The organism is Lacihabitans sp. CCS-44 (assembly GCF_024343735.1).
Taxonomy (GTDB): Bacteria; Bacteroidota; Bacteroidia; order Cytophagales; family Spirosomataceae; genus Leadbetterella.
The window spans coordinates 77,784-95,321 of record NZ_RJUE01000059.1; the positions used below are offsets into that span (position 1 = coordinate 77,784).

Annotated in this window: 16 protein-coding genes; 7 read left to right on the plus strand and 9 right to left on the minus strand. The window is 36.5% G+C overall.

The features are described from left to right. Positions 1–323 precede the first annotated feature (323 nt). A complete protein-coding gene (locus EGI26_RS13670; protein ID WP_255079094.1) occupies positions 324–1,613 on the minus strand; it encodes a serine hydrolase in 1,290 nt (429 codons plus the stop codon). Between the two features lie 406 nt (positions 1,614–2,019). Here EGI26_RS13670 and hisB point away from each other — a divergent pair, with 406 nt between their 5' ends. The 4 genes from hisB to coaD all read left to right on the plus strand — a co-directional run bounded on the left by hisB (position 2,020) and on the right by coaD (position 4,910). Beyond that, the gene (gene hisB, locus EGI26_RS13675) at positions 2,020–3,141 is read left to right on the plus strand and encodes a bifunctional histidinol-phosphatase/imidazoleglycerol-phosphate dehydratase HisB (protein ID WP_255079095.1); all 1,122 of its coding nucleotides are present in this window, start codon (positions 2,020–2,022) and stop codon (positions 3,139–3,141) included. 143 nt (positions 3,142–3,284) lie between these two features. Next, positions 3,285–3,971, plus strand: coding sequence for a MotA/TolQ/ExbB proton channel family protein (locus EGI26_RS13680; RefSeq protein ID WP_255079101.1), 687 nt, complete (start codon positions 3,285–3,287; stop codon positions 3,969–3,971). Then, positions 3,971–4,372, plus strand: a complete 402-nt coding sequence (locus tag EGI26_RS13685) for a biopolymer transporter ExbD (RefSeq protein ID WP_255050743.1) — start codon at positions 3,971–3,973, stop codon at positions 4,370–4,372. The genes EGI26_RS13680 and EGI26_RS13685 overlap by 1 nt, the downstream gene beginning before the upstream one ends. 82 nt (positions 4,373–4,454) lie before the next feature. Then, positions 4,455–4,910 (plus strand): pantetheine-phosphate adenylyltransferase, encoded by a 456-nt coding sequence (coaD, locus tag EGI26_RS13690; RefSeq protein ID WP_255079108.1) that lies wholly within the window; start codon positions 4,455–4,457, stop codon positions 4,908–4,910. A 1-nt stretch (position 4,911) separates the two neighbouring features. Here coaD and EGI26_RS13695 read toward each other — a convergent pair whose 3' ends face one another. The 6 genes from EGI26_RS13695 to rbfA form a co-directional block, all read right to left on the minus strand. Continuing rightward, positions 4,912–6,150, minus strand: coding sequence for a T9SS type A sorting domain-containing protein (locus EGI26_RS13695; protein ID WP_255079109.1), 1,239 nt, complete (start codon positions 6,148–6,150; stop codon positions 4,912–4,914). A gap of 77 nt (positions 6,151–6,227) precedes the next feature. Further along, positions 6,228–7,241, minus strand: coding sequence for a radical SAM/SPASM domain-containing protein (locus EGI26_RS13700; RefSeq protein ID WP_255079112.1), 1,014 nt, complete (start codon positions 7,239–7,241; stop codon positions 6,228–6,230). Continuing rightward, on the minus strand, positions 7,242–9,704 hold the full coding sequence (locus EGI26_RS13705) for a M1 family metallopeptidase (protein WP_255079113.1): 2,463 nt from the start codon (positions 9,702–9,704) through the stop codon (positions 7,242–7,244). 8 nt (positions 9,705–9,712) lie between these two features. Then, a complete protein-coding gene (locus tag EGI26_RS13710) occupies positions 9,713–10,180 on the minus strand; it encodes a hypothetical protein (RefSeq protein ID WP_255079114.1) in 468 nt (155 codons plus the stop codon). A gap of 6 nt (positions 10,181–10,186) precedes the next feature. Next, positions 10,187–11,407, minus strand: coding sequence for an ABC transporter permease (locus EGI26_RS13715; protein ID WP_255079115.1), 1,221 nt, complete (start codon positions 11,405–11,407; stop codon positions 10,187–10,189). A 2-nt stretch (positions 11,408–11,409) separates the two neighbouring features. Beyond that, positions 11,410–11,787, minus strand: coding sequence for a 30S ribosome-binding factor RbfA (gene rbfA / locus EGI26_RS13720; RefSeq protein WP_255079116.1), 378 nt, complete (start codon positions 11,785–11,787; stop codon positions 11,410–11,412). A gap of 160 nt (positions 11,788–11,947) precedes the next feature. On the opposite strand from rbfA, the gene EGI26_RS13725 reads away from it, so the two are divergent. After that, positions 11,948–13,351: a hypothetical protein gene (locus tag EGI26_RS13725; protein WP_255079117.1), complete on the plus strand. Its 1,404-nt coding sequence runs from the start codon at positions 11,948–11,950 to the stop codon at positions 13,349–13,351. Here the strand turns inward: EGI26_RS13725 and EGI26_RS13730 are convergent. Further along, complete coding sequence (locus EGI26_RS13730) at positions 13,348–14,034, minus strand: membrane or secreted protein (protein ID WP_255079119.1); 687 nt, start codon at positions 14,032–14,034, stop codon at positions 13,348–13,350. The two genes, EGI26_RS13725 and EGI26_RS13730, sit on opposite strands and share 4 nt — an antisense overlap. Before the next feature lie 141 nt (positions 14,035–14,175). On the opposite strand from EGI26_RS13730, the gene EGI26_RS13735 reads away from it, so the two are divergent. Further along, the gene (locus EGI26_RS13735; RefSeq protein ID WP_255079120.1) at positions 14,176–16,149 is read left to right on the plus strand and encodes an alpha-1,4-glucan--maltose-1-phosphate maltosyltransferase; all 1,974 of its coding nucleotides are present in this window, start codon (positions 14,176–14,178) and stop codon (positions 16,147–16,149) included. Between the two features lie 3 nt (positions 16,150–16,152). Further along, positions 16,153–16,692, plus strand: a complete 540-nt coding sequence (locus EGI26_RS13740; RefSeq protein ID WP_255079121.1) for a hypothetical protein — start codon at positions 16,153–16,155, stop codon at positions 16,690–16,692. Here the strand turns inward: EGI26_RS13740 and EGI26_RS13745 are convergent. Continuing rightward, the gene (locus EGI26_RS13745) at positions 16,687–17,523 is read right to left on the minus strand and encodes an SDR family oxidoreductase (RefSeq protein WP_255079122.1); all 837 of its coding nucleotides are present in this window, start codon (positions 17,521–17,523) and stop codon (positions 16,687–16,689) included. The two genes, EGI26_RS13740 and EGI26_RS13745, sit on opposite strands and share 6 nt — an antisense overlap. Between the last annotated feature and the right edge of the window lie 15 nt (positions 17,524–17,538).

Consider the following 17,538-nt stretch of genomic DNA (forward strand, 5'->3'; position numbering starts at 1 on the left):
CGAGCTAGGCTATAGTTTCAACAATCAAATGACTTTCTTGCAACAGTATAATGCTCTAAAATATATTTCACTATCAAAAACTCGCCAAAGGTATTTATTATTCGGATAAAAATATAAGTGAGGTCATATAGCCTAACCTCTGGAGGCAATATATAGTACAAATCTGAAACAAAAACACAGAGAATACCTAATGAAAAGATAAATCCAGACTGGTTTATTTTCACAAAAATGCTATACAGGAAAAAAGACATTAAAGCCAACCAATACAAATTGAAAGACCACAGCTGTGCTTAGTCTGAAGACTAAGTACAGCATCTTTCAACTCACTCATCCACTGCCGCAAAAACCATTTGTCTGAAAAGCGTGGATGTTCGGTCCTCCCCTATTCTTTGGGTTTGTTTCATCAGAACGCCTATGATTTTTGAGTTTGGGTCGGCAAAGTAGGCAGTGTTGAAATATCCACCCCAATCGAAGGTGCCTTCTGAGCCGCTTCCACCCTTGCCTTCACCTTTGGCTTTTACCAATCCGAAGGCCAAACCGTGGCCTGTGGCACTTTTGTCACCACCCCAAATATCGCCCAACTGATCAGACATGATGGCTTTTATAGTGGTCTTGCTCAAAAATCGCTTACCGTTGTACTCGCCTCCATTAACATACATTTGCAAAAACGTAGCGTAATCTTTCGCTGTAGAAGAAAGTCCTGCACCTCCACTGTAGAAGGTTTTGGCACCTTTGGCAGGGTAATCTACATCATAAAAAGTATCCGTAAAATGCACCCATTTGTTGTCTTTTTTGGTGTGTACTTTCACCAATCTGTCGGCTTTAGCAGATGGCAAATAGAAATACGTATCGCTCATGCCCATAGGCTCAAACAAATTCTTTTGCAAGAACTCATCGAAAGTCTGGCCAGAAACCACTTCAATCAAATATCCCAAAACATCTAATCCCTCACTGTAAATAAACTTTTCACCTGGATTAGCATGAAGCGGAAGTTTGGCTAATTTCTTAATATTATCACCAATTTTCACTGGATTGGTGGTGAAAAGGTCCACAATGCCAGCCTTTTTGTAAATGGCCTTCATTTTTTCATCGCCGTCAATTACACCATAGCCAAGGCCTGATGTGTGTGTTAACAAATGACGGATAGTTATCTCTTTATCAGCAGGTTTGGTGGTGTAGGTAGAGTCTGCCATTTTGAATCTATCCAAAACTACAGGATTTTTAAATTCAGGAATATATCTCGAAATCGGATCGTCTAAGGTAAACTTCCCTTGCTCCCAAAGCATCATGATAGCCGTGGAAGTAATGGCTTTCGACATCGAAGCTATTCTAAAAATATGGTCATTTTTCATGACCACTTTATTCGGCACATCGGCATATCCAAAAGCTTTTTGATAAACAATTTTGCCATCTTTGACAATTAAAGCCGTGGCTCCTGGTATATTTTCATTTCTTATAGCTTCGGCCAACATATCCTCAATCCGCTTAATTCTTTCAGAAGACATTCCAGCACTTTCAGGAGCGGAATCTTTAAGCGGAGTACTGATTTTGAGTGATTTGGTTTGAGAAAAGGAATTAAATGCAACAAACAAAAGCAGAAGTAGTTTTTTCATTTTTTTTGGTTGAATTGAGTTAAATATAAGGTTAACAAACAAATACGAAATACCATTTTTATTATTAAAATAAGGTAAAACTATTGACAATATTCATAAAATAAACAATAATGTTCCTAATATTTCCTGTACAGTCCGTTGTGAAATTTTGGAAACAAAAAAGCTTGTTTACATTTTCTAGCTCCATTCCAAAATTTCGCAGAGGATTTTACGGTCCGCCGCCGCGGTACAGGAAGTGTTTTTTTTGACGGTTGGCCGCTGCCATTCTTTTTTTTCAAAAAAAAAGAATGCCCGCCTGGCAAGGCACGCGAAGTATATGTCAGTTAGCACTTGTAACTTCCAAACTTTACCAAAGATAATTTTAAAAAGAATAATTCTAGGCCTATTTTTGCAAAAAATATAACAGATGAAGAAAGTCCTTTTTATAGACCGCGACGGCACCATAATCGTAGAACCCCCAATAGATTTTCAAATAGATTCTCTCGAAAAACTTGAGTTTTTGCCAAAATCAATTTCCAATCTTAGAAAAATATCCGAAGAAACAGATTACGAACTCGCCATGGTCACCAACCAAGACGGCCTCGGAACGGACTCTTTTCCAGAGGAAACGTTCTGGCCGGCACATCAAAAAATGATGAATCTTTTGGAAGGTGAAAACATCCTGTTCGACGAGGTTTTTATAGATAGAACTTTTCAACACGAAAACGCCCCAACCAGAAAACCAAGAACGGGTCTTTTGACCAAATACTTTGAAGGCGAGTACGATTTGGCCAATTCTTATGTTTTGGGAGACAGACTTACCGACATGCAATTGGCCGTAAATTTGGGTGGAAAAGGAATCTTTATTGGCGAAACTTTGCCCGAAACTGCTACCGAAGAACAAAAAAATGCTACAGCTTTGGTCACCAAAGATTGGGACAAAATATATGAATTCTTAAAACTTCCCGAAAGAATAGCCGAAGTAAAAAGAACCACCAAAGAGACCGATATTTATGTAAAATTGAATCTGGACGGCAAAGGAAAATCACACATCGAAACTGGATTGGGCTTTTTTGACCACATGCTGGACCAACTGGCCAAACATTCAGGTGCAGACCTTACCATCACTGTAAAAGGAGATTTACACATTGACGAGCACCATACCATAGAAGACACCGCTCTAGCTCTTGGAGAAGCTTATTTGGTGGCTTTGGGAGACAAAAGAGGCATCAACCGCTACGGATTCCTTTTGCCAATGGACGAGTGTCTTTCGCAAGTAGCCATAGATTTTTCAGGCAGGCCGTGGTTGGTGTGGGATGCGAGTTTCAAAAGAGAAAAAATAGGCGAAATGCCCACCGAAATGTTCATGCATTTCTTCAAAAGCTTCTCTGATACCTCAAAATGCAACCTGAACATCAAATGTGAAGGAGATAATGAGCATCACAAAATCGAATCGATTTTTAAAGCTTGGGCAAAAGCCATAAAGATGGCGGTGCAAAGAAATATCAAAGATTTGGATGCTATGCCTAGTACAAAAGGCACTTTGTGAGCAAGCCGATTAGTAAAATATTTTAAGAAAATTTGATAGTTTGGTCCAGTTTTTCTGATTTTGGCCAAAAAAACCTTATTTTGCAAAATATTTAAGTCGCTTTTCAGTTAATAACGCAAAAAATAAATTAGACCCATCAAAATATGCTTTTAGACCTCATTCTTCAAGTACCTGCCGCCACAGACTCAACCGCCGCTGCCGCAGGAGTTCAAAGTATCAATTATCTCTCGTTGTTGTTCAAAGGTGGTATCGTTATTTACCCCATCATGGCCTTACTTTTGGTCACTTTGTTTTTGGCAGCCGAAAGATATTTGTTTATCAAAGATGCTTCAAAAATAGACATGGGATTTCTTAGATCCCTGAAAGACAATATTTTAAGAGGAGATATCCGTACTGCATCGACACTTTGCAAAGGTACAAACAAACCCATCTCAAGAATTCTAGAAAAAGGAATTGCCAGAGTTGGAAAACCAGTAAAAGATATCGAAAGTGCGATGGAAATACAGTCTAATTTAGAGATTTCTAAAATGGAGAAAAACATGGGTTATCTAGGTTTGATAGCTGGTGTGGCTCCAACATTGGGCTTTGTGGGTACTATTTCGGGTATCATTCGTATATTTTATGAGATATCTGTAACCGGAAATTTCTCTATAGAAACGATTTCAAATGGTCTTTATGAGAAAATGATTTCGAGTTTCTCTGGTCTAGTTGTGGGTTTACTGGCTTACTCGTTTTACCACGGTATCAACATGATGATTGACAAATTCAGCATCAATCTGCAAGCGACTGTTATGGACTTTTTTGATACATTAAACGAGCCAATTCGCTAATGAAATTTAAAAGACAAAGACGTTTCGAGGCCGAAGTTCAGACTTCGTCACTGAACGATATCATGTTTTTCTTGCTTTTGTTTTTCTTGATTGTGTCTACGCTTGGCAGTCCGAACGTCATAAAATTGATGTTACCAAAGTCTGACAAATCGACACACGATGTTAGTAAACAGCCGATTACATTATCAATTACGGAAGACAAGCAATATTTTATTGATAAAAAGCCGATTCCATTTCCTCAACTGGAAGCCTCGCTTGTAGAAGCCACCACGGGAATGGAAGAGCCAACTGTTATACTTAGAGCCGAGCAAAATCTTACGATTCAAGACTTGGTGGATGTAATGGCCATTGGTGCAAGAATCAAAATAAGAATGGTTCTGGCGACAGAATTATCAAAATAGCCTCCCTTTTATGAAACTTTGTGTCCCCTTTGTGTAACTTTGTGTAACAGCTTTTTCACAAGAGACAAAAATGATAAAAAAAATGAAAAAAGTGGCCTTCTTTCCGGGTTCGTTTGACCCTTTCACGAAAGGTCACGCCGATATTGTTGAAAGAGGACTACGTCTTTTTGATGAAATTATTATTGGAATCGGAACCAATACCAACAAAAAAAGATACTTCGAGATTGATGTTATAGAGAGAGAAATCCGTGGAGCTTTCAAAGACGACCCTAGAATTTCTATTGTAAACTATGACGACCTAACTGCCTCAGTAGCAAAAAAATACGGAGCTCAGTTTATTCTTAGAGGATTAAGAAACACGACTGATTTTGAATACGAAAACACGATTTCGCAGGTCAACCGCCAGCTAGCCAAAGACTTAGAAACAGTATTTTTAATCACTGCACCAGAATTGGCACCCATTAGCTCGACCATAGTGAGAGAACTTCACAAATTTGGTGCAGACATTACGCCTTACATTCCATATAAAATAGAATAATTTAGTTCTTGATAAACTGAATAGATTCATTCTGAGCAATTCGCAAAATATACTTCCCGAAAGGTAATTTCTGTATGTTTATTTTTGCATTTGTTTGACTTTCGATAATTTCTTCATGCATCAATACGCCTCTCATGTCAAATATTTCAACCACAATAGTTTTATCGTGGTATTTTTCGGGAACAATTACGTTCAAAACGTCTGGAGAAGGATTGGGGTAAATAAACATTTGTTGTGAATTATCCTGAGGCTCTGTGGCCGTAATCACAAATCCATCATATTTTAAAACTCCCCAGCCAATTTGATTCAATATACCCAATATAACCTGACCTGGGTAATGATTGATTTCGGCAGCACCAATTTGCGGCGACATCAAAGAATTTTCAGTGCCTTTCGGATATTTGGACTCATCTAAATGCGAAAGTGTACCTCCACTTCGATAAGTGGTAGGAGCGTACATTTTTGGATAATCTTTTGACAAAGGTCCAGAAGAAATCTTGAAAAAGACATCTGCACTTGTTATTGCTGCTTTTAATTGAGTGGATGGATTACCAATAATTGCAGTATTGGTTAGTACTTGACCACTAGACCTTTGCGAAAATATATCATATATCAATGGCAACCCTTCTATACCCCATTGAGCTTGGGTTTCGTTTGTGCCCGCCAGTTTCATAGAAGTTGTAAAACCTAATCCATGGGCTATTTCATGCAAAATCACAGTCATTAAATCATACTTAAAGGCTTGCCGGGTTCCATCTGTATCAAAAGACCAACTAATATTTTTATTAACAGTGATAGCTATATCTGCTTCAGTGCCATTTAAATTTACCCCAGCTATTGACTCAGCTAAAGCCGAAGGATACCAAACATCTCTAATAGGTGAGTTTGCAAAATTTTTATATACTTTTTTTGCCCCAGAGGTAGCTAATGTATTACTACTGATGGCATCCCAGGTAGCTGTAATTTTAATCGGAACCTTAGAAATCAGTAAACTTTGCCAAACATCTACAGCGGCTTGAAATGCATCCTTAGCGTCACTTGGGAAATTAGAATAGGTGACATTTATAGTTGCAGTATTGGCCTGAGGTCTTGAGTTTTTTAAAATTGGACCTAAAAAAGCGACATCTTCGTTGCTTTCAGAAGCTTCACATTCAATCAAATATCCATCTCTAGACTCCTGAGCATGACAAAACAGGTTACTCAAAATCAAAAACGCAAAAATTATTTCTCTCAATGGCATAAATATCTTGAAAATAATAGCCCACAAAAGTCGAACCAATACCTATAATACGGAAAAAACTTTCGTTGTGTATGTGATTAACCCCAAATATTTGTCCCTTCTGTACAGTTTTTACACATTTCTATGTTTTTTCTAGAACCTATAAGTTGTTTCCTGAAGTTTAAATATTTTTCCGACATCCAAACCTCCTTAAAAGTTTGTTTAGAAACATTACCCATACGATATTCTGCATCTTTGTCAAAACAGCAGGGCACCACTAAACCATCCCAGGTTATTACTGCCGAATGCCACATTTTCCAACAGTGGTTGAGAAGTTTATTCTTAATCTCATATTTACCTTTGACATTTTTTCTATAACGGGTGTACTTATCCGATTTAGGGATAAGATCGGAACCGTTTTCATAGTCATAAATTTGGGCCGTTTTAAATCTAATTTCATCCACGCCAAGAGATTTGCTAAGTTCTCTAGCTTCCCCGATTTGATGTTCATTAGGCTTTACTACCAAAAATTGAAATATGATGTGCGGAGTGGAAGAATTGAGATTATGTTTAGCCTCAATTAGGTTTTTAGTACCTTCTATTACTTTATCTAACGAGCCACCTATTCTATACTGTTGATAGGTATCTTGTGTGGTTCCATCTAATGAAATTATAATTCTGTCTAAGCCCGACTTTATGGTGGCAATTGCATTTTCATAATTTAGATAATGAGCATTTGTTGAGGTAGATGTGTAGATACCTTTCTCAGAAGCAAACTTGACCATTTCTAAAAAATCTTTGTGCAAAAAAGGCTCTCCTTGAAAATAAAAAGTCAAATACAACAAAGTATCCTTGAGTTCAGAAATAACATTCTCGAAAAGAGTTGTTTCCAACATACCTGTTGGCCGCGTAAAAGACCTCAGTCCACTCGGACATTCCGGGCATCGCAAGTTACAAGATGTGGTGGGCTCAATAGCCAATGCAACAGGCAAAAAACCATTAACTGGCGTTTTGGTTAATTTGGATAAAATATACCCAAATACCAGTCCAAGTGCATTATAAGCTCTCTTAAAAGTAAGTTTAGATAAAAAATTGAGATAATCGCTCCACATCTATTTTTTGAATTGCTCGTAATAATTAATCAACCTTTCGTCTTTTTCCTTCAATATTACTTGCTTCAGAGCTTTTTCGGCTTCTTTGTTTTCATCGCTGAGCATGTCTAGAATCTGAGCCGCACTTATTCTAACAAACCACTCAGGCTCGTTAGAGGCTAAATCGGTAAGATAAGGAATAGATTCCACAATTAAATCTTTATCCGACCGAGCCAAATATGAGCCAAATATTGCTAAGTATTGATAAACTTCAACGCCTTCCATTCTGCTTAATCGCGACATAAACCAATCATAGTGTTGTGACTGAGGATTCTCCGAAAAATAGTTTGCCACAGAGGCGAATATAGAATTATCATAACTGCCCGAGAATTTTTCTGCCAATTCTGAAGCATCTGCAACTTTATTTGTAAACAATGCTTCCAGAGCTGCTGATTTTACAAGATTGGAAGAATCGTTCAATGCAGCCCTAAATAATAAATCATTTTGAGGATTTAGGAAGTTTTTCATAGCCAATATGGCATCTGCCTTCACATTTGATTTTATTTCATTTTTAATCAAATTCTGCAAAGCTTTTTCTACTTTAAGAAAGTCTTCTCCATCATAATCAAATAGCTTTTGTACAGCCGTTTGTCTAATTTTCCAAAAAGTATCCTTAAGTGCATCCACTGTCAAGTCCCTAATAGCTTTATTCTGTAGAGGGTTCTCCCCTACTCCATCTTCAGGCTTGAAAGTGAGTGCCTCTAATGCGAATAATCTGCCATAAACTGAAGACGAATTTTGAAACTGAAACACCAATTCTTCAGTAGTTTTAACATGATCTACAGCTCCTAAAAAATATCCATCAGGATTTAACAAAACGTTTTTTAAGTCCCCTTCCAAATCAAAAATAAAATCTTGCTCTTGTTTCTCTATCTCGATTATCTTTTCCGAAATAGTCTTGCTTGTAAATATCTTTAAAGGCAATCTTAGCTTATAAATCATCTGATTTACAGAATCAACAACCTGACTTACTGACAAATGCAGTTTTTTGTTTTCTACTTTTTGAAGTACTTTGAGCCTCGGATGACCAGGAAGTTTAAACCATTGGTCAAAAAACCATTTTAGATCTCTGCCCGTTGTTTTTTCAAAAGAAATACGAAGGTCTTCTATTTCAGCTGTTTGAAAAGCATGACTTTTTAAATAATGATTTAAAGCTGCAAAGAAAGCCTCATCACCGACTTCCATTCTCAATTGATGCAAAACCCTCCCTCCTTTTTGATAAGAATGGGCATCAAACATATCCTCTCTGCTTGCATAATCAAACCTAATCAAGGGTACTTGTTTCTGAGTGGCTTCGTAAAGATAATCCTGAAGGGCGTTGATATAAACCAAGTCGCCTTCATCTTTACCATATTTTTGACTTGCCCAAAGAAACTCCGAATAATTTGCAAATGACTCATTTAGAGGCAAATGTGACCATGATTCACAAGTTACATAATCTCCAAACCAATGGTGAAAAAGTTCATGAGCTATAACTCCATCATCATTTCCATCTACCAGTTGATTTCCAGTTTTTAGTACAGTTTTAGAATGTACAGTGGCAGTAGTATTTTCCATAGCACCAGATACATACTTTCGTACAGGTATTTGAGCATATTTTGACCATTGATAGTCCACACCGAGTATTTTCTCAAAAAATGAAATCATTTCAGGCGTTCTTCCAAAGATATCCAATGCATTTTTTTCAAACTCTGGCTCAACATAGTAACTCACTTCAAAACGCTTAAAAGTACTATCTACCACCTTCTTAAAATTACCTGCAGCTATCATTGTGAGGTAAACAGCATGTGGTGTTTTCATCTGCCAATGGTCAGTTTTTGTGCCATCATCATGCGGTTGAGTACCAACCAAAAGGCCATTTGATAAAGTTGTAAAGCTTTCCTCTACAGTGAGATAAATATCTTGTGAGTGATTTTGATTTGGGGTGTCTATAGTTGGAAACCAACCACTATTGGCTTGTGTCTCTCCTTGTGTCCAAAGCTGCCTTGGCAAGCCATTTAAAGTATTCAGTGGATTTATAAAATAAAGACCTTTATCACTTACTATGGCATCACTGCCTTGAGAAATTATCTTTTCTGGCTGAGCCACATATTTTATAATCACCACCAAAGTGTCTTTCCTTGTATATTTTTGAGGAAGAGAGATAACTATTTGTTCGCTATCATAATTAAATTTTACATTTTTTTGACCTATCTGAACACTATTTATTAAAAATCCTCTGCCATTGAGCACCAAGGTTTCTTGTTCATAAAAATAAGGCTTGAGTGTCAATACAGCAGTTCCTTCAAGTGTCTGATTGATCCAAATTGGTTTTATCTTTAGCTCTGTGTGTATTAAGTCAAATTTTAAATCTTGTGTTTGCTGAATTTGAGCCAAAACCAAATTGCTGACCAATAACAGTATAATCAAAACACTCATTTTCATAAAAAATATTAATTAAGGTTGCGATAGAAAACCTTTTTTTTCAAAACCAATTCAAAACCCACTTCACTATTTTCAACTTCTATTGACCGAAAATCATATTCATTTTTTAAAACAAAATCATCAATACTTGCATATCCGCCTTTTAACGTTAACAAAATAGATTGACTAGCAGAATTAAATCTCCAAGTGCAGGCGTCAACGTCTAAGTCTAAAAAATCTACGCCCAAGCAAGCTTCCACATCTTCACTAGATTGGTAGTCATATTCTATCCGCCCATTTGTTCTAAAAACCCAAATCATGGTATTGAGTGTAACTTTATCTTTGGCATATGGTATAAATCTTATAGATTCTGACTTCTCTGCCTTTTCAGTAACTAAAATCCATTTCTTGTTTATCACATTAGTTTTAAAATCTTGTGCTTGAGACACAAAAGATATCAAAAACACCATGACAGTAAATATAGAACGGCAATTCATCAAGTATTAGCTTTTTTGGTTTAACATAAATTTCTGTGCTTTTGTTGCAGGAAGCAACGACGCTAGAAATGTTATCAGAAATATTCCAAGCACAGAAAAAACAATGTCAGAAAGTATAATTTTTACTGGATAGGCATCTACTGTAGCATATTGCATTCCTAATGAAATAACTCCAAAATGCATTTGAATGAAGCATATTCCTAGTCCCAGCACTAAACCTAGGCAAACACCTATGAAAGAAATCAGAAAACCTTCTGCTAAAAAGATGGTCTTCACTAAGCTTTGACCAGCCCCAATGGATGACAGTGTCTGAATATCATCTTTTTTGTCAATTACGAGCATACTCAATGCATAAAAAATATTAAAAGAGGCTATTCCGATTATAAAAAACAAAGCCACAAATATGAATAATTTCTCTATTTTGATAGCTTTTAGCAAGGAATCATTTTGCTCATCACGATCTTTTATTTGTAGATTTGCTCCTAAAATCTTCGCAATTTTATTTTTTATTGATGCTACCTCATAACCTGGCATTATAGTAATTTCCAAACTCGTCCGTTTTCCGGGAGCATCTATCAATTGCTCTACAGTTGCAAGAGGCAAATAAACATAATTATCATATTGCTGCTCCAAAGCAAATACGCCAGACACTTCAACATTTACTTGGTTAATATTTTCTTCGGGATTCAACACATTAAGTTTTTGATTTCTAGGATATAGAATACCCAAAGGACTGAGATAATCTTCGACGCTCAAGTCCAGAACGGAGTAAACACCACCACCAATATAGGCCACAGGTCTTTCTCCGTTATAAATAGACATTTTACCTTCAATCAGAGACTTCTTCATTTCTACATTTTTTGTAAACGTGCTATCTACACCCTTCAGCACTACTATCATTTGGGCATCTTTACTCCTGGCCAAAGCCTTGTCTTGATACACCTCCATAGTATATGCCACACCGTCCACATTATTGATTTTTTTAATAAGCCCCTTCGTAGGGTAAAAACCTTTCTTGAGTGTTGATGTGACCTTTAGATCCGGATCAAATGCCTTAAAAATTTGCCTATTGAGATCTTCAAGGCCATTAAAAACCGAAAGAATGATAATGAGCGAGGTAAGGCCAAGTGCAATACCCAGCATGGAAATGATAGAAATAAAGTTTATAAAACTTCTCTTTTTTTTTGAAAGAAAATACTTCTTGGCAACAAAAAAAGGCAGATTCATTCTTATTCTGAGGTTTCGTCTTCTTCAGCAGGTGGAATGTGGATATTGGCAAACAATTCTTCTATTTTCTGAGCATACTCAGCTGTATCATCTATAAAAAAACTAAAATTTGGAATTATCCTAAGTTGATTTTTAGCTTTTTGACCAAACAGACCTCTTATTTTTTTTGTGCTTTCTTTTATGTTTTGCAGTATTTCTTCGCGATTATCAGTTTTCAAAAAACTCAAATAAACACGGCCAACACTGAGATCAGGAGAAAGTTTAACATCTGTGATCGTAACGAAATTTCCTGCAAAAAGCGACTTAAAGTCTCTTTGGAAAATCTCGCCTAAATCTTTTTGAATCAACCTACCTACCTGCTTTTGTCTTTTACTTTCCATTTCTCAATTTAAAAATCTGGATGTTAGATGCCAAAAACGATTCAGCATTTATTCTAAACCTATTCTCCACCAGAATTATTTTACAAATATCAGGCTTATTTTTGGTTTATCCGTAAACGAAATGATATTTTTGCACCTTATTATTTAAAAATACAAGGCTTTGCTAACGTTTTTCAGAATTAACTCCATCTTTCAGGTTATTACCCTTCTAGCATTGCTTTTGGGTATAAAAATGATTTATATAGGCAGCAAATTGCCCTTACTTACCTATGAGTTGGAGTGGATGCTTGTTGGAGAAAAGCTTAATGAAGGACTTAAACTCTACAGCGAAGTTTTAACACAAGTTGGACCGCTTTCTAGCTTCATTTACCAAATGGTAGACCTTTGGGCAGGAAAAAACCAATTCGTTTACGAAACCATTGCAACGATTGTAATCTTCTTTCAAACTTTATATTTTGTTTTCATAGCAAATAGAAGAAACCTATTCAATGAGAAAAATTATATCCCAGGGCTGATATTTCTTACATTAATGAACGCCTCTTTTGATTTCATGAAACTTTCTCCTGCCTTAATGGCAAACACATTTGTTCTGATGTCTTTAAATTCCACTTTAAGGCAAATTGAAAAAAGAGAAGGCGTAGGTGATGATGTTTTTGAGAGTGGGTTATTTTTAGGTATAGCAACACTTTTTCACTTGCCCAGTTTTATCCTTATCGTTTGGGCAGTTTTAGTATTATTTCTCTATACAGGTATTAACTTGAGACAAACGTTTATGGTCATTTTGGCATATCTCATGCCTATATTTTTTATGTATTTGTATTTTTATTTTAATGACCAAGCGGATTACTTTACCAATATTTGGCTATTTAATCTCAACTCCACTTTCGATATATCACTTTTAAGTTTCAGAGATATTCTTATAGCATTGGTTTTACCTATGACTGTAGGGCTTTTCGGAATAATCAGGGTTTTGAGAGGTCACAGATACAACAGTTTCCAAAATAGGTCTCATCAGTTGATTATCATTAGTTCGTTTTTCTCATTGGCGGCTTTTCTTATCTCAGGTCAATATGTACCCTCGAATCTAATTTATATGATTGTTCCATTGTCATTTTTTTGTGCAGGCTTTTTTATTCATGCCAAAAAAATGCTAATTCCTGAAGTTCTTTTTATGCTGTTTTTTGTAACGATTTTGTTTGTATCCGTAACAGGAGCAAAGTCTGTAATGGGATACCAACTCAATGCCCTCTCGAATTTTAAAGTAGAAGAACCCGACCTAGCTCCCCAATATCAAGGGAAGCGAATCTTCGTAACAGGACAGCATATAGATGCCTACATGACCAATAGCATGGCCACTGGATATCTAAGCTGGAGCCTTGCCCAAGCCGATTTTAAAAATCCAAATAATTATATGAGCCTTTCTAATATTTACAATAATTTTAGAAAAGACATGCCAGATGTTATAATTGACGGTGAAAATGTGATCCCCGCAATTTTCGAAAACATACCTGAACTAGGAGCCAAATACAAAAGCACAGAAAAGGGGGTTTATGTAAGGAATTAATCTTGCATAGTCCAGATTTCTTTGATGAGATCTCCCTTTGAGCTTTTGCCAGAATGTGTCCATTCTTTACCGTTTACAGCAGCCTCAAAACTTAACTCCGCCCCTACTCTGTTGTTATCCCTTGAAAAGAACTCAATTTTTTCGGTATATTTTTCATTTACTAGCGTATATCTCCCCCCACCCGTTCCTGAGAATTCACGCGTTTGTGTATTTATGGCAAACCACTGAAAGTAGCCACCAGACATAATCTTCAAGGTTTTTCTTGGGCCAGGTTTCATTTCTGTCATTTCACCTTTTTCATTGGCTCTTGCAGCTATTCTCCAAAGTCCAGAAAGGGCATTTTCCTTTGCAAAATCAAGTTTTTGAAATTTCTTGTCATTAAATTCCAGAGTTTTTTTCTTGAGACTTATATTATACGATTGTGAAGAATTCACAACAGCAGGATTCTGAGAATGAAACTCAATCTCCATAAAAGCCTCATTGGTAGCCCCTATGGTATATTCTCCACCCCATGATTCTATGAACTTTTTACCACCTAAATCGTACACATTGACGGTCAGATAAGTATCTGTGGCTATGATAGTGGTAGTAGTTTCCTTGTCGGTATTTTGCCATGCCCCTTTGAGCGATTGGGCCTTCAGAGAAGTATTGACTAACAAAAACAATACAAATAGGTATCTCATTGAAATATTAGATTTATGTAATTTTAAAGGATCTAACGTGAATCTTGCACGCATTAATATGACAAAAATGCAAAATATTAATTAAAATAAAGGCCAATTTGAAACATAAGTAATATTTTTGAGCGACAAAATAATACACCTATGACAAAAAATAAAATAATGCTTCCAATTGATGGCAAAACCCGAGCAGTTATTGAAAACATTAAACCCGAATTAAACGCCGGCAAATACCCAACCAAGACTGTGATCGGGCATAAAGTGAACGTTTCAGCAGATATATTGATAGATGGACATGATTATCTTGGACAGAGACTTTGGACCAAACATCAAACCGACAAAAACTGGAATGAGAGCCAAATGTTTGGCCAGGGAAATGATAGATTTGGAGGTGAGTTTTTGGTAGAAAAAATAGGATTTTACAGTTTCAAAATAGAAGCTTGGGTAGATCATTTTGCTACTTGGCAGCACGAAGTTGACGAAAAAATAAAAGCTGGACTTATCCTCGAAGTGGAATTATTGGTTGGTCTCGAGTTTTTGAATACTATATTAAAAGTAGCCAAAGGCACTGATAAAGAAGCGATTAAAAAAGCAATTTCGGCTTTTAAATCGTCCTCTCAATATGAAGAAGCCATTTGGATTTGTAGAAGCGAGCAAATTCACCAATGGATAGAAAAATACCCCATCAAAGAAAACGTGTGCTGGTCAGAGGAAAGAAAAGTCTTTGCTGACCGAAAAGAAGCGGAGTTTTCAGCATGGTACTCTATATTTCCACGCTCGGCTGCAAGAGCAGAGGGCGAACATGGGACATTTAAAGACGTAGAAAAACTTTTGCCACGTATTCAAGAATTGGGTTTTGACGTGCTGTATTTACCACCTGTGCATCCAATTGGTACTACTTTCAGAAAAGGCAAAAATAATTCGACCGAATGCTTGCCCGGAGAACCTGGCGTACCTTATGGAATCGGTTCCTCAGAAGGAGGACATACTGCAATACACTCAGAATTAGGCACTTTAGAGGAGTTCAAACATCTGGTAGAAGAATGCAAAAAATATGATATGGAACTGGCCATGGACTTGGCCATTCAATGTTCGCCCGACCATCCGTGGGTGGCTGAGCACCCCGACTGGTTCAAAATTCTACCAGACGGAACAATAAAATATGCTGAAAATCCACCTAAGAAATACCAAGATATTTACCCTATAAATTTTGAAAGTGATGACTGGCAAAACCTTTGGATATCGTTAAAAAGTGTAATATTTACTTGGGCAGAATGGGGGGTAAAAATTATAAGAGTGGACAATCCACACACGAAATCTTTCGGTTTTTGGGAGTGGGTAATTGCCGAAACTCGTGAGGTTTACCCCGAAATGATTTTCTTGTCAGAGGCATTTACGAAACCAAAAGTAATGCAACAGCTAGCAAAAGTTGGTTTTACGCAGTCATACACGTACTATACGTGGCGAAATTCGAAAGCCGAACTGATAGAATATATGACTGAGTTGACCAAATCTGACATGAAAGACTATTTCCGACCAAATTTCTGGCCAAATACACACGATATCAATCCATATATTTTACAAACTGGGCATGAGCCATTGTTTTTGATAAAATACTTTATGGCTGCGACATTATCAAGTAATTATGGCGTTTTCGGGCCAGGTTATGAGTATTTGTATCATGACGCCAACACCCCAAAAGAAGAATATAAAAACTCAGAAAAGTATGAGATAAAATATTGGGATTGGGAAAAGCGAAACAAAATAACCCACATTTATACGGAGGTAAACCGTATAAGAAAACAAAATTCGGCCCTACAACACACCAATAACATAGAATTTTGTGAGATTTCTAACGATAATATGTTGGCCTATATAAAAACCCATGAAAACGGAAACAGGCTGCTTTTGGTCGTAAATCTCGAAGGTTACCATACGCAATCGGGTATTTTAAACCTTCCATTGCACAAACTAGACAAACACGAAACAGAGTATTATTTGGTTCATGACCTCATTACAGGTGCGAAATACACTTGGCAAGGTGCCAACAATTTTGTTTCCCTAGATCCTAACATTTTGCCTTTTCACCTATTCAGAATTGAAGACATTCACCATTAATAAATGCCAAAGATAATCCTTTTAATACCCTTACTGTTACTATCTTGTAATCAAGAAAAAGAACTTTTAAACAAGAAATACTTTGATTTAAAAGAATTCTCTGAGTCTCTAATTCTCAGCCTAGAAAACCAAAAACCAGAGGTACTTAAGACTTGGCAAATCGGTAAGCAAAAAGAAACCAAAACTACTAAAGATATTGAATGGACAAAGGAATTGAGCCTTTTTGTTGAAGCTGATTTAAATAAAAGTGCTTTTGTGAATAGCTATGAAATATTTGAAAATAAGGGAATTATCAGTTATAAACTCAAAAAATCGGAATCTTTACCTGTCAAAAAGATGACCATTGAAAAATTGAAAGAAAAAGATTCTAAAGAAATTTCGGTAGAAATTAGCACTTCCAACTATCTTTTTAAGAATGCCTCTGAAATTAAAATGAAAATAAAAAACGGAAAACTACAAGCGTATTCCGTTTTTAGCATTCAAAAGCTTTTTCTCTCAAAACCCGACACCAGTTTTGTAGAAGGTCAATTAGTAGGCTTATAAATAAGGTTTTATCATTTTCATAGAAATTTCCCAAAGTTGCTCTTGGGCCACAAGGTCTTGGCTTTCAAGCGATGAATACGAAATCTGGCATCGTTTATAATATCCGCCATTTGACAGTTTTTCGCTTGATTGAGTGGCCAAATAAACACTTGTTTCTGCCCCCTGTTCGGGTGTTATCAAAAAAGGCATTTTATTGAAATATTTCAAAAAGCCACCATTATTTGCTCCAAAACCTGACTTCACCACACCTGGATGAATGGCAAAAGACAGTAAACCTTTATCCCCATATTTGTTAGCCAAAGCCTTCGTAAACAGGATGTTCATCAATTTTGTAGCTCCGTATTGTTTCCAAGTACTAAATTTTTTCTCGGCGTTAAGATTTCCAACACTAAACTTCCCAATTCTGTGGGCTTCAGACGATAAGTTGATAACACGGGCAGCATCAGATTTTAGCAAATTGTCAAGCAAAATTTGCGTCAATAGAAAATGAGCCAAATGATTCACTTGAAAACCAACCTCGAAACCGTCCATAGTTTTTTCAAACTTAGAAAAAACACCTCCTGCATTGTTAATGAGGATATCTATTTGGGGATATCTCATTTTAATTTCCTCAGCAGCGGATTTTACAGAATTCAGATCTTCTAAATCTCCAGCAAAGACATCCACCTTCCCATTCGGAAAAGTTATCAAAATCTCTTTTTTAACTGATTCAGCTTTTTGAGTATCTCTAGCCAAAAGAATCACTGTAGTTCCGAAAGTAACAAGTTTTTCAACTGTCGCTTTTCCGATACCAGAAGTACCACCCGTAATTACTGCAATTTTGTTGTTCAAATGATAAAGTGTTAT